The following is a 12668-nucleotide window of genomic DNA, read 5'->3' on the forward strand; positions in this document are numbered from 1 at the left end:
TGGAATTGATACCTGACCATATTTTTACGAGATCCGCAATGGACAAAAGCCTTATGCCCAGCACACCTGCACCGGAACAAAAACAGCATTCGATTTTCCTCTACATTATTGTTGGGGCGGCTCTTTTGGTCTTTATCAAAACATTCCAGCTCCTGTCTCCCATTTTGTTGTCTCTTCTCCTGGTACTATTGATTTCTCTCGCAATCAATCCAATAGTATGGTGGATGAAAGTGAAAACCGGCGGGAGAAAAGTTCCTACCGGTCTGCTGGCTCTAGCAATGATCGCGGCAATCTGTTTGATAGGATGGGCTCTCTTTGGGCCAATGAAAACCTCGATTCTTAACATCTCGAAAACCTTACCCGGATATTGGGAACGTCTGCAGAAGCCACTCATCAAATTTGAACAGCAGTCGGTACTTTTTGAGGAGAAACTCCAGACGGAGGTCAGTAAGGAAATTGCTGAAGAAAAAACTTCAGCGGGAAATTCAGCACCTGTGCCGCACATCAAAGACCAAAAACCGCAGGCAAATAAAGAGCCAGGGTCTCTTCGTGCGGGATTGGGTAAGATGGTCAGGCAGGTACTCGGCAGCTTCACTGCAGTAGCTTTCAATAGTGCTCAAATAGCAGTGGTTCTGGTAACCGTCTTTTTTGGTGTGGCTTTTATGCTCATGAATCCTCGTCCGGTTTTTGCTGCAATACTGGCTCTTTTCCCTGCGCACCACCACAAGCAGGCTGTCATTGTCTTGCAGCGCATTGGCACATTCGTCCCCATGTGGGCCGGAGCAACGTTGCTTGGGATGGTGACAATAGGCTGTCTGGTTTTCCTGTGTATGTGGCCGATCTTTGGTTTCATGGACGCGCTGGTTTTAGGACTGGTCGCCTTTACGCTGGAAGCGATTCCCTTTATCGGGCCTATTCTCAGTGCTGTACCGGCCCTTTTGCTTGCATTTGGTGAAGGAGGGCTGACCCCGGTGTGGGTTGTACTCGTTTATATCACTGTTCAAGCCTTCGAGAACAATGTGATCATCCCTTTCCTTATGGCGAGTCGTATGAAACTACACCCATTGGCAGTGATATTTTCCATGCTTCTCAGTGTCGCCGCTTTCGGGGTACTGGGTGTATTAGTTGCAGCGCCACTCGTTGCGGTTGTAACTATCCTGCATGAAGAGCTTTACAGAAAGCACTTTCTGCCAACAGTCACGGATGCTGACCTGAACCATATGGCAGGAATTGTTTTGCATGAAAAATACCAAACGAACGTAACAGAAACACCACCAGATCAGAAAATGAACAACCTCTATTGAATGCTCAGCGTGTTGCCGACCATTCTAAAGGTGTATTCCTGCAAGGGTGTATGCCTCGTTTTTCCATGCAAAAAGGAGAATTACCATGCTTCAAACAATTGCCATCATTCTCGTTATCCTCTGGCTCCTTGGTTTTGTCTCGTCGTACACCATGGGTGGATTCATTCATATCCTGCTGGTGATCGCGGTTGTGATAATTCTCGTCCGACTCATTCAGGGCCGTCGACTCTAACAGGTGTCGACTCTCTGACTGGTATTGGTAAAGCCTCCGACCCTGGTCAACCTTTCAGCAGCTGACGAACTTTGAAGGCCAGCTCTTGGTAGGAAAAAGGTCTCTGGATAAATGATATGCCGTTCTATGACTTTGGTCTGCAGTCCGGCGTTGACCTATAGCCGAGTTCCTCGTTGATTGACCGCAGCTGCTCCTTGGAGGTTTCCAGTTCTTCGTTGGTCGACTGCAGCTTTTCGTTGGCGGACTGGAGGTATTCTTCCTTAACGGAAAGTTCCTCTTTGAGCGCTTCTATGTCCGCCTCTCCTCTGAAACCTGATGAGGCTTCCACGCCGCATTGTATTCCGTCGACATTGGTAGCATTACTCTCATCTGTTCGTTTTGAACTGAAATCTGCTGTTTCCTCAAAGACAACCAGATACAGAGGTACCTCATGCGGTCGAGCAGGGCATGTCTTTTCGCCAGGTTCCGGGCGAGGGCATACCGGTCGGATAGTCAGATTGAACGTCGTGCAATCGGCGTTTGTTTTGATCTTTAGGCCCAGACAGCGAACGATCTCTTTTGTCTGTACTGCCCTGCTGAGGGTAATGGTCAGTTTACGCCGGAAACCCTTGCGGGCCATCTGCAGGATGTTGTTGACACCGGTCTCGCCGGCAGTCGGTTCCAGGTACATCCCGGTGCGGCCGTGCAGATAGAGGATATCTCCCCGGCCATTGACAAGTGCGCCGGTCGGGGCAATCTGCAGCAGGAGTGCCTGTTCCGTCAGTTTACACAGAGAGAGTTTCCCGGCAATGGCTGTCCTGCCGCTACTCTGCGGGAGATCAGTATTCCCTGCCGAGGTGAATGGAAAATAGAGACTGGGAGGCGAATACGGCGCATCAGGCATATTTTCCCTGCGCTGATACAGCTTCAACCTGCGGTCGACCATGGAAAATAGATCAGCCGAATCGGCCACGGTTTCCGAGGTGCCGAGAAAAAGAAAACCGCCAGGATTCAAGGCGTAGTGAAAAAGAGGGATGAGTTTTTTCTGCAGGTTTCGACTCATATACATCAAGAGATTGCGACAGCTGATAAGATCGAGCTTGGAAAATGGCGGATCTTTAATGACGTTGTGTTCGGAGAAAATCAGTAAATCTCTAATATTTTTATGGATACGGTAGGATCCGTCGGGCTCTGCCGTAAAAAATCGTGTCAGCCGCTCCGGTGAGATGTCGTTGGCGATAGCGGCCGGATAGCGGCCGAATCGGGCCTGGGTAATAGCCTGGCTGTCAATGTCGGTGGCGAAGATCTGTATCTTGTAGCTCAGTTCCAGTGCCTCCAGGCGTTCCTGCAGGAGGATGGCGATAGAATAGGCCTCCTCGCCGATGGCGCATCCAGGCGACCAGACCCTGACAACGCTTCCTGCGGGTTTGTCGACGAAGAGCCTGGGGACGACCTGTTCTTCAAGTACCGTGAAGGCTGCCGGGTCGCGGAAAAAGCTGGTCGCACCAAGCAGCAGGTTTTTGGAAAAATCGGCATGGGGCTTCCGGCCGGTTAGCTGCTCTGCAACCGTATCACCGGCGGCTTTCTGTGTCTCAAGCGTTGCATTATCGGCAACTGCTTCCGGGACATCTGCGCCGTTTTTTTTTCGGGCTGTCATTTTGGCCTCCAATGCCAAAAACGGAATATTATCATCGGCAGTTTCCTGAGCGGTTTCGACACTGGTGCCATCAAAGAACATGTCATTGCCCACTCTTATTATAAGAGCAAGCTCTGTGCCATGCCTCAAACACCACAGTCAGAATGATCTAAAATATTGATTTTCTATTATTAATGCTTGGAGAAGCTTGTCTAAACAGCTAGAGACAAACACAGAAACCAGGTCATATCTGACCACTGGTTGAATATGACCTGTTTCCTGTATCTTTATCGAATTGGGGGGTGCATGCTCAATCGAAACCTGGAAATCCTCGATGCTGTGAAGTGTCGAGGCGATCTGCGATGTTTCACTTAAAACCAGAACTCGGGGTATTTCCGGTTCTTTGGGATATTGTTGATGATGAGGGCAACAAGGAGCATGACGATTGCGCCCAGGGCGGTGGGGATGACGACATAGAGGTAGCCGAGCTGGTGCACGCTTTCACCGCCGATCACCGCAATAAGAGCCGTCGCACCACCCGGTGGATGCAGGGTCATGGTCAGGTGCATCACCGCGATCGAGATGGAAACGGCTGCGGCGGCGGCCAGCCAGGGTTGGCCACCCAGCCATTGGCAGGCGGTCACCCCGATAATGGCGGAAAGGATATGCCCGCCGAGGAGGTTTCTTGGCTGGGCCAGAGGGCTGCGAATGGCGCCGTAGATGAGTACCGCCGAAGCCCCGAAGGAGCCGATGATCAGCATCAGACCCATCTCATCGAGTATTTTGTAATGGATAAGGGCAACCGCGGCAAGACCTGAAAAACTGCCTATCCAGGACCAGAAGACTTCCGCCAAGCCGACCTTTGGGGGACTTTGCCCGCCACCTTTCATCTTGTGCAGGTAGTTCATGGTTTCGACCTCTCTGCCAAGACGTTGAGCGAGTGCGCCAGATCGCTACGCGTGACGATCCCGACCGGCCGGCCATCAGCCTCGACAATCGGCAGGCGGTTGATCCGCCGCTGCGCAAAAAGAGCGGATATGGCCCCTATGCTCATCTCCGGGTCACCGGTTATCGGCGGCCTGATCATTATGTCGCCGATGGTTTTGTTATGTAATCTGCAGATCATACAGCTTTTATTGCTCAGGCAATGGCTGGCTATCTGCATAAATGAGGGCGTCGCGCCGAACCCCATCTCTTTGAGAAAGTCCTTTTCGGAAACGACGCCGACAAGTTTTCCTTCACTGTCGGCAACGGGGGCTCCCGATATCTTTTTTTCCGCAAGCAGGGCGGCAGCCTGGACAAGCGTCATATCCGGTTCAAGCACAAAGAGCGGACTGGTCATGATATGCCCGGCTTTCAGGGTGCTGACGAGCCGTTTTATCGCCAGGGCATAGGCTGCCTGATAGATTTCCTTGAAATCCCCGGGCGTGATATCGATATAGCCCGTAATACTTTTCATCGCCTCGACGACATCCGTCTCGGAAATATCTAATGGGCTCCATTCTTCCGTGCGCGGTTCCTGCATTATTTGCCCCTCCTTGTCTTGGACTGACATGGTCAGCCGCGGTGTTAAACTGTGGCGTGCAGTTAAAACAATATTGTACACCAGGTAATTGACTTAGATCATATTGCGGCTGATTATTACCTGAATTATGCAATCGATCCAAATACGGCAAAAGCTCATATTTTCAGGATAGTGTCTTTTTCATGTTTTTTCCTGCAAACCAGCCGGCAGCTGCACCAATACCCAGAAAAATTACAACGGTTGATACACCCATTGTGTCTCCTTTATTCTTGAAAAAATGAAGTTGCTTGTCGTTAAAATAAAATACCTTGTCGTGGATCTTGCCGTAGAACAGTCACAGCATTATATTACCATAACATAAAGATGAGGGATTGTGTGTTTTGGTCGTCAAGTTGCTCTGATGGAAGTGAGTATTTTTTGATTTTTTTTCATCGTCAGTTGGTCTTATACTTATGAAGCTCTCTATCTTGATCCATCTGGAATGATGGTCACATATGGCCACCGGTCAGATTTGACCTCATCTTACGCGGATGGCTACCGCTGGTTCTTTTTTATTGACATGAAACTATAGGCAGTTAGCTGAGCGTGTCGATTGGCATATATCTTGCTAAGTTATCAAAGTACCAGAGTAGCAAAACCAAATCAGGGGTATTTTGAACAGGCTTAAGACCGGATATCTACTTACAACACTACAAAGGAGTTTTAACTATGCAGAAAAAAATCATACCTACACTGTTGCTCGTAACATCACTCAGTCTGGCAGTCCTCACTTTCGGCTGTGACTCGCAAGGACCGGCAGAAAAAGCCGGGGAAGAGGTTGACCAATCAATAGAGAATACCAAGGATGCTCTGGAAGAAGCCTCCGATAAGATCACAGGGGAAGGACCAGCAGAAAAAGCGGGTGAAAAGATAGATGAGGCAACCGAGCCGAAGAATTAATTCTATGCCACATTTTCAAGTAGCAAATTTTGCACATTGAGAGCCGTAATTTGATCTTCTCTCAAGGAGAAAATGTAATTCATTTCATCATTTTTCAACTTATCCATCTACCCGGTCTATCACTATAGGTAACCCTGTTATACGACAGTTCCGTCAATGAGCCCCCAAAAATGCTCATCGGAACTGTCGCTTCTATTTTTCTGCGGATGAACACTCCACCAACACTTTATTAACCGGCCGAAGCACCTCTATAAATTATGCGGATTTAGCCATTATTCCTGTAATATATTTTCGTTTTATTCGATACGTTCTTTGGCGGTTTGCAGTGCGATGTTTTTATCCTTCGTGAACAGCCGCCACTTCATGTCGGACGAATGAATACCTGCTTTTTTGTCCTGACCTCTGCTGCAATACCAGTGGCCAAAACGTTCGACCGTGGCGAAGGGATGGTTTTCTGTACAGAACAAACCACACGGTTTTATTTCTTTGAAATAAATAGTTTCATCCGGGTCATTATCATACTCCATGTTCCTGGGCAATACGATTTCAGATAGATCCACGTTCTCTGCTTCCTTCTCATCGAGCCAGTCTGAAATATTCATCTTATTTTTTCCTTGTTAAGAGATATACCTTGGGAGTCCTTAAGGATTGCCACTTCTTGAACAACTCCGAAAGGTTGTTATTTTGCTTGTGGTGTGCCAAGAATTCCCAGCAATCCATGCGCCGTTATGTCATATGAAGTGCCGGCCGACTCCTTCAACGACAACAGGCGAGCAATTGGCTGATCGGGAAGCAGATAGATTGTGACATAGTTTCTCCCGTCCCTTGAGGCTGGAAAATATTCATGCAGCATCCCTTCCCATTGATCGGCCCAGTCTGTTCCGAAGGGAAGGAGGGACTCGCGTGAATCACGAACGTAGGGGACGGTGGTTGCAATTCGTCGAAAACCGGCCACAAGTCCTTGGCGTATGTCACTCGTTGCCTGTTGGAATTCTTTAATCTGCTGCACCACATAGTTGCCACTCGCCATAATATGAGCCGGAAAAGCAAGTTTAAGCAGTGGAACAACGCTGCCGTTACCGGTTGATTCATATCTCCTGATAATCTGCCCAGCACTGGCGCGTGTTGAGGCTAACCAGACTTTTACCGGCGGGACAGGGTGGTTTTGCAGGAGACGAAGCCAGGCTTCGAACCGTTTTTCAGTACTCCCCGATGGGGTTTTTCCCAAATTTTCCTTGATGTCTGCCAACTCCTTTAAAAGGTCTTCCACGTTGGAGTCGTCTGTTGCCTGAGAACCTAATGTGGCTAATTCATTTTCATCAAAATAAGAAAGTTCTTCACGCAGGTCTTCTTCATTGCTATCGAGTCTCTCTGCTATGGCGAGTACCAGCCTGGCTTGCCATAATTTCAGATTTGTCTCTGTATTCGCATGTTCGATGCCAAATTCTTCGAGCAGGGACGAAACAACCTTATTTCCGGGGTCATTTTTGCTGTCTGCCGAAGCATGCCTTGCATCGATGGACAATTTGCCGAGTTGGGCGACATAATGCTCTTCTCGGATTCTGATATCACGGAGCAGTCGTAAAAAATATTCACGGTTGTCACCGAGTGGTGCAGGGACATGTTCTTGACATAAGCCACTTCGCAAAAAAAGTTCGGCTTCATGATTGGTTTCTGAATTGACCCCCGATTCCACCAATTGCAAAAAATGTAATGGGCTAAAAAATAACAGAAGCGGATAACGTTTTTCGGTGAAAATATCAGTATCCGGGAAGATTAACGTATCAAATGAATTCATAATTGAATACCTCCAAGAAAAATTTAATGTGACTTTGTGGAAAAGGTATCATTTTGGTTAACGCTATCATTCGATGCTTCTTATATAAGATTTTTAACCATGTTCAATAGGACTGTCGATACCCGTATCGGTCAATGTCATGGAATTAATCCAGAAAGATACGATGACTGTTTTTCGTACGATTGTGGCTAAGAACGCCATGGATGCGGAAAATGAGTGTCAGCAGATCATTAAGAACGCTAATGAGAATATAATACATCCTGATGGACCGAAGAGTAAAGGCACAGAATAGCGAGATTGCCATCGGAACAAATGAACAAACGAAAAAGAGGGGGGGCTATGCCGAAGACGATGCTCCAGGTCGAGGACATTCCCGACTTCCTGAATGTGGCAGCGCAAGATCCTTCCATGGAAAACCGCTTGATTGCCATGGAAATATTGACCTTTCTCCCCCTCTCTCCTCAAGCCTGGTGTGAACTGGCCTATAACGCGGAGCAGTTGTTGCAGGATTTGTCCCCTAGTGATCCCCACTACGCAACCGGGGTGCGGGTTGTTTCCCGCATCCCGGTGCGCTCCATCCGCTCCCTTCTGGCCCACGTTGCTACCAACAGTGAACATCCCGGTTCCCTGGTCTGTGCCACCGAATTAGCCCGCCATCGGGATGCTGCAGGGGTGCAACGACTCATGGCCGATGGGTCCGGCCAGTCCCTGCAGCTTCTGGCCTGCCTGCCGCTTGAAACGCTGCAAGTCCCTGGCGATTTCTTCGCCAGGGACTTGGCTGATCCAGATCCGATGATCCAGTTCTGGTCAACACTGGCCTTGGCTCGTCTCGGCGACCTGAAACCCCTGGAGCACCTCTGGACTGTCCTGCTCAAGGAAAACTTTGCAGGACCGCCCATCTTCGGAGGTGACCCCTGGTCTCCCTACAACGCACTGGCAGCCGCCAGGCCTTTGCCTGGGGAACTCCAGAGCTGGCTAATCGGTCATTACCAGGCTGAGCTCTTCAAAAGGGGGAAGAGTGCAGGGAAGGCAGCCAGGTTGCCAAGAAATGCCACCCTGCTGATTGGCGAGTTGACCGGTTATGTCGATGTCGATGGTGAGCTCCTGTCGGGCCCAATGGAAAAACCCGAAGTACAGCCAATGGTCGTCGACCCGGCAGAGGCTGAAGCCCTCGCCCAGCGGTTGATAGCCTCCCCGTTGCGGGACAGCCTTGAACTCAACCTGGAATGGCCTGAGCTGAGCCAACTTAGCAGCCTGACACCTGAACGGGCCGGGGAGGTGATGGGGGCGGTGCTACAGTCCATGGATCGAGCAGCGAGGACCCGAATCAGAAAAGGGATTGCTGTCGAGGAAATTCATACGCTTCTCGGCAATGCCATGGTTGAATTGGCTTCGCACTTTTCCGGGAAGATTGTGCTTCCCCTCGGAAAATTCGTCGATACCTACCGGCGCGGCAAGCCCTATCTGCCAACCAAGGCACTCTATTGGGTCCTGGCACGTTGCGGAGCCGCAGCTCTGGTAAAGGAACTCGGCCCGCGGCTGGGCGCGACCTCGGGTGCAGAACGTGGTGAACTCCTTGAATGGACTCTCGAAATTGCACGCTGTCTGAAATCGTCCCCACCAAGCTATGGAGCAGGACCCGGTGCCGAAGAGTCGTCCATGGACGAACCGGTCATCGAAAACCTGCAGAAAGCTGCACGTCCCAGTCAACACGAGGAATTGCTACAATCCGCCGGCGAAGCGGATGCAGGGCAGGGTAAAGCAAAGAGTCGCGGCCTAACGAAATCAAAGAGGGAATCGACGGGCGAGTCGTCCAAAAAAATTCGCAAAAAGCAGCTGTCGGCCTCACCCACCCGAACCGCCTGGCCGCACCTGTTGTGCAAGGAGCGGGTGGCGGTAGGTGTACCGTTTCCCCTGGAGGTTGGTCTGGGCCAAGTGCGCGACGCCAAGCTGGAGGGCACCGGAGAGATGACCTTACCGGCTGGGGATTTCAGCCTCGAGGTTGAATTGCTTATCGACAGCGCCGGCGTGCTGATCATCAGCGAAGACCCCCATATCCCCTGGGAACTGTCCGTCATCGAGCCGCCATTGCTCGCCGAAGCTGAATGCCCTTCGCCTTTTTTGGGCGCCCAGGTGGCTCTGGGGCGCTGGGTGCTATCCCCGGATCGACCTTCGCCACGGCCGCCTCGCCAGGTCATTGTTCGGGAACAGGCGGTTGTCAGTGGTAAATACGAAGGGGTTCCCGGCTGGAAGCGGTTGCTGAACGCCGAAGAGGAAGCCAAGGAGCTGATCCTGGCCTGGCCACCGGCGCAGGCGGTGGATGCCTTCTATCCTGCAGTACGCAAGTGCCTGCAGGGAAAAACCCCCGTCGACGCCCTGCACTTCGCCTTGCATGGGCAATTCGATGCCAGCGGTTTGCAGAATGGGCTGGTGCTCCTCGCCCAGCGTCCCGACCATCCAGAGGTCTTTATCCCGCAGTTTCCGGAACCTTGCTCGCCTATCAGTTCTTAGGTCACCCTCGCCTGCTGTTGCAGCGGGCTAATCTCTAAGGAGGTAACGTCATGGCTGAACAACTCCTACCCGATGGCAGTCAGGTCACTATCGCCGGTATCGAGATTTTCGCCCAGGGTTTGTCCTGACAGGTTGAGGTGCATTTGCCAGGTAGTGGCACCATGCGGGGTGCTGAAGATACACGGGATGTTTTACTGGATGGTTTTGGTCAAGTAGTACTGGCCTGCGATGAGGATGGGGTGCTGACCTGGCACTTCCCCGAGGATGTGTTCCCCACCGAGGTGGTTTCGCGGGCGGCCGACCGGCGGACTTATCGCTTGCGTACTCACATGGTTGGAGCCCCAATCCCCGGCAATCGCGGTCTGATGGGAGCGTTGGGAAAGAAACTGTTGAAGGTTCTCGCGTTCAAGGTGGTCGATAAAGCCCTTGGTGCTGTTGGTGATTTTTTCGTCTCCCGCTGGGAAAAAGAACATCGCCCCCACCGTCTACGCAGCTTTACCCCTGGGGATTATCGACGATTGGGCGGCGCCACTCTTGGTGCGACGGAACTGGCCAACCTTGCCGGCGGTCCAGCGCTGATGTTCATTCACGGCACCGCCAGTCAGGGACACCAGGCCTTCCGAGCCATCCCGGAAACGGCGCTGGCAAAACTGGATACCCGTTATCAGGGACGGGTCTTTGCCTTTGAACACCCGACCCTTTCCGTGTCCCCGACCGACAATGTCCGTTGGCTGTCCAAAGAACTGTCCCGGCTGTTGGGTTCCGGCAGTGGGCTCACCCTCGATCTCGTGGCCCACTCCCGCGGTGGCCTCGTTGGCCGGATCCTGTGCGAGCAACCGGTGGCTGCCGGCCTCGACCCGCAACATCTGCGGGTGCGGCAACTGCTGATGGTGGCCACGCCCAATGCCGGCACCCCCCTGGGGGACCGCGCCCATTTGAACACCTTTATCGACACCATGACCAACCTGCTTGAATTCATCCCGGACAACCCGGCAACCGACACCCTGGAGGTGTTGCTGACGCTGCTCAAGCAGCTCGCCGTCACCACTGCCTACCGCGCCCTGGCCGCCAACTTCGAACCTTCGCCCGGAACCCCCTTAGGGCGTTACGCTCGTGACCACCTGACTGATCAGGTTTTTATGCTGGAGCCCAACGATCTCGTCGTCCCCACCAAGGGTGTCTATACCGCCAACGGCGCAACGGGATTCCCCATCGAGGAGATCGTTACCTTCTTCGCTCCGGCCGACGCCGTCGATCACAGTGGTTTCTGGACCAAACCGGCGATACTGGAGGCCTTTGACCGCTGGTTGACGGGATGAGACATGGCCGGTGCTTGCGGTTGCGGGTAAGATTGATTCATCGGGTGTAGCGCTGGGAGGTGTGCTGCATGACGTGCGAGAGGAAAGCCGTTCACGCACCTTTCCTCCAACCCAAAAGCAGCGACTTTCAGCCGTTTCTTTATCGGATTTATTTTTCTCGCTGAGATTGGAGAGTAGGCTATAGAGTCAATAAACGCCACCACAGAACAGCCATAACGATAGCGAGGAAAACAAGAACTACACAATGCTTCCTGATGCCGTACCAGATGGCCGAGCCGATAATAACATATAATAAAACGTTCACAGCTATCGATATCAACAGCGTTACAGGCAACAAACTCTCATCTCTACCGGTAGGTAATGCCATCAATGAGCTAGGCCAGAGAAGCAGCATTAATTTCTGAATACCATTTTGTAAATCTAGGTTGTTCGTCTGATATCTGTAAAGAGAAGCCGGTTGTTGTTTGCTGCATAGGTTACATTGTTGTTCTGATTGTTGCCGGCGGCATCGTAATTATAGCTGTCGCTGTTTGCCGAGATCAGTCTCCGGGCGGCATCATATGAATAAGCTGTTGCCGCGCCATCTTTTGTCTTTTCGGTGATAAGTCCGGTGTTGTCATGGCAACATAAGTGTAAGACAGAGATAATGCAGAAATAAAAACATGGTACCTTTTTCTTTCCTTCAGCTCCTTCCACCTTTCGGGGGATTGTGCGAGGAACCCCGCTGCCGGGCAAAGTCTGCGCCGGCGGCTCCGTATCGCATAATCAACTTATGTTAAGCGGCTTTGCTTGTGGTCTGGTTTGTTGGTGGGGGTAGTGCGGTGGTTGTTGCAGTGCTGACAGTATGGGCGAGGCCACTGCAACATAAGTCGCGATTATGAGACATTGCACCTTGCTATGCAGAAGGCCTGGGGTAGAGGTGAGTGCGACCCCTTTTCAACAATTAATCAACGTCCCCTTATCCACACGTCCTGCGTTTTTCTCATTTCTTGTAGTTTTTCCAATATATTTTAACTCGTTTAAGTTTTACATCAGTTTTGATTACTATAGCACTGAAGTCAACTCCGGTTGGGTCTTCATTCCCAGAAAGCACTAATCTTGCACTATCATTATTTACAAGAGTGCCACCTTGATATGTAAGCATAATCCTCTTTTTTCCTGCAATTAGTGCTGCCTCGATAGAGCCTTTGGAGAACATATCTGAAACAGTACGACGAGTCTCCAGTAAATTCATCTTTTGGCCATCTGTTAAAACCATTTCCGACACATCGATCTGAATAGCCGCTCCTGTTGTAATTGCGCTAATGGGCTCATTTAGTTTAAGTACATAGTTGTCACCTTTATTGATATCAATGAAACTTGGAGTTAACAAAAGCGTTTTAGAAAAAAATAAAATTATAATAAAGTTCCACATAATATTTCGCC

11 protein-coding genes are annotated in these 12668 nt (G+C 50.9%); 5 read left to right on the forward strand and 6 right to left on the reverse strand.

Annotation, left to right across the window (positions count from 1 at the left end; genetic code table 11):
* Window positions 1-38: 38 nt before the first annotated feature.
* Entirely contained in the window at window positions 39-1304 is a 1266-nt protein-coding gene (locus ACYQ8U_RS11935; RefSeq protein ID WP_459945773.1) for an AI-2E family transporter, read from the forward strand.
* 85 nt (window positions 1305-1389) lie between these two features.
* A complete protein-coding gene (locus ACYQ8U_RS11940; protein WP_459945774.1) occupies window positions 1390-1536 on the forward strand; it encodes a lmo0937 family membrane protein in 147 nt (48 codons plus the stop codon).
* Window positions 1537-1660: 124 nt separating this feature from the next.
* On the opposite strand, the gene ACYQ8U_RS11945 is transcribed toward ACYQ8U_RS11940, so the two are convergent.
* From ACYQ8U_RS11945 to ACYQ8U_RS11955, 3 genes are all read right to left on the reverse strand, one after another.
* Window positions 1661-3172, reverse strand: a complete 1512-nt coding sequence (locus ACYQ8U_RS11945) for a CheR family methyltransferase (protein WP_459945775.1) — start codon at window positions 3170-3172, stop codon at window positions 1661-1663.
* Between the two features lie 350 nt (window positions 3173-3522).
* A complete protein-coding gene (locus ACYQ8U_RS11950) occupies window positions 3523-4059 on the reverse strand; it encodes an HPP family protein (protein ID WP_459945776.1) in 537 nt (178 codons plus the stop codon).
* Window positions 4056-4676, reverse strand: a complete 621-nt coding sequence (locus tag ACYQ8U_RS11955; protein ID WP_459945777.1) for a CBS domain-containing protein — start codon at window positions 4674-4676, stop codon at window positions 4056-4058. The genes ACYQ8U_RS11950 and ACYQ8U_RS11955 overlap by 4 nt, the downstream gene beginning before the upstream one ends.
* 708 nt (window positions 4677-5384) lie before the next feature.
* Between ACYQ8U_RS11955 and ACYQ8U_RS11960 the strand changes: the two genes are divergently transcribed.
* The gene (locus ACYQ8U_RS11960; protein WP_459945778.1) at window positions 5385-5615 is read left to right on the forward strand and encodes a hypothetical protein; all 231 of its coding nucleotides are present in this window, start codon (window positions 5385-5387) and stop codon (window positions 5613-5615) included.
* Window positions 5616-5911: 296 nt separating this feature from the next.
* Here ACYQ8U_RS11960 and ACYQ8U_RS11965 read toward each other — a convergent pair whose 3' ends face one another.
* Window positions 5912-6217 (reverse strand): hypothetical protein, encoded by a 306-nt coding sequence (locus tag ACYQ8U_RS11965; RefSeq protein WP_459945779.1) that lies wholly within the window; start codon window positions 6215-6217, stop codon window positions 5912-5914.
* A 77-nt stretch (window positions 6218-6294) separates the two neighbouring features.
* Window positions 6295-7413: a hypothetical protein gene (locus tag ACYQ8U_RS11970; protein ID WP_459945780.1), complete on the reverse strand. Its 1119-nt coding sequence runs from the start codon at window positions 7411-7413 to the stop codon at window positions 6295-6297.
* A 339-nt stretch (window positions 7414-7752) separates the two neighbouring features.
* Between ACYQ8U_RS11970 and ACYQ8U_RS11975 the strand changes: the two genes are divergently transcribed.
* A complete protein-coding gene (locus ACYQ8U_RS11975) occupies window positions 7753-9924 on the forward strand; it encodes a hypothetical protein (protein WP_459945781.1) in 2172 nt (723 codons plus the stop codon).
* 143 nt (window positions 9925-10067) lie between these two features.
* On the forward strand, window positions 10068-11243 hold the full coding sequence (locus ACYQ8U_RS11980) for an esterase/lipase family protein (protein WP_459945782.1): 1176 nt from the start codon (window positions 10068-10070) through the stop codon (window positions 11241-11243).
* Window positions 11244-12225: 982 nt separating this feature from the next.
* On the opposite strand, the gene ACYQ8U_RS11985 is transcribed toward ACYQ8U_RS11980, so the two are convergent.
* The gene (locus tag ACYQ8U_RS11985; RefSeq protein ID WP_459945783.1) at window positions 12226-12657 is read right to left on the reverse strand and encodes a hypothetical protein; all 432 of its coding nucleotides are present in this window, start codon (window positions 12655-12657) and stop codon (window positions 12226-12228) included.
* Between the last annotated feature and the right edge of the window lie 11 nt (window positions 12658-12668).

Source organism: Desulfocastanea catecholica (assembly GCF_054657295.1).

What these genes read in the sequence shown, in the direction of transcription:
- ACYQ8U_RS11950 (WP_459945776.1), bottom strand. Translation starts at nt 4,059, where the DNA reads ATGAACTACCTGCACAAGATGAAAGGTGGCGGGCAAAGTCCCCCAAAG.
- ACYQ8U_RS11960 (WP_459945778.1), top strand. Translation starts at nt 5,385, where the DNA reads ATGCAGAAAAAAATCATACCTACACTGTTGCTCGTAACATCACTCAGT.
- ACYQ8U_RS11945 (WP_459945775.1), bottom strand. Translation starts at nt 3,172, where the DNA reads ATGACAGCCCGAAAAAAAAACGGCGCAGATGTCCCGGAAGCAGTTGCC.
- ACYQ8U_RS11970 (WP_459945780.1), bottom strand. Translation starts at nt 7,413, where the DNA reads ATGAATTCATTTGATACGTTAATCTTCCCGGATACTGATATTTTCACC.
- ACYQ8U_RS11955 (WP_459945777.1), bottom strand. Translation starts at nt 4,676, where the DNA reads ATGCAGGAACCGCGCACGGAAGAATGGAGCCCATTAGATATTTCCGAG.
- ACYQ8U_RS11985 (WP_459945783.1), bottom strand. Translation starts at nt 12,657, where the DNA reads ATGTGGAACTTTATTATAATTTTATTTTTTTCTAAAACGCTTTTGTTA.
- ACYQ8U_RS11935 (WP_459945773.1), top strand. Translation starts at nt 39, where the DNA reads ATGGACAAAAGCCTTATGCCCAGCACACCTGCACCGGAACAAAAACAG.
- ACYQ8U_RS11965 (WP_459945779.1), bottom strand. Translation starts at nt 6,217, where the DNA reads ATGAATATTTCAGACTGGCTCGATGAGAAGGAAGCAGAGAACGTGGAT.
- ACYQ8U_RS11975 (WP_459945781.1), top strand. Translation starts at nt 7,753, where the DNA reads ATGCCGAAGACGATGCTCCAGGTCGAGGACATTCCCGACTTCCTGAAT.
- ACYQ8U_RS11940 (WP_459945774.1), top strand. Translation starts at nt 1,390, where the DNA reads ATGCTTCAAACAATTGCCATCATTCTCGTTATCCTCTGGCTCCTTGGT.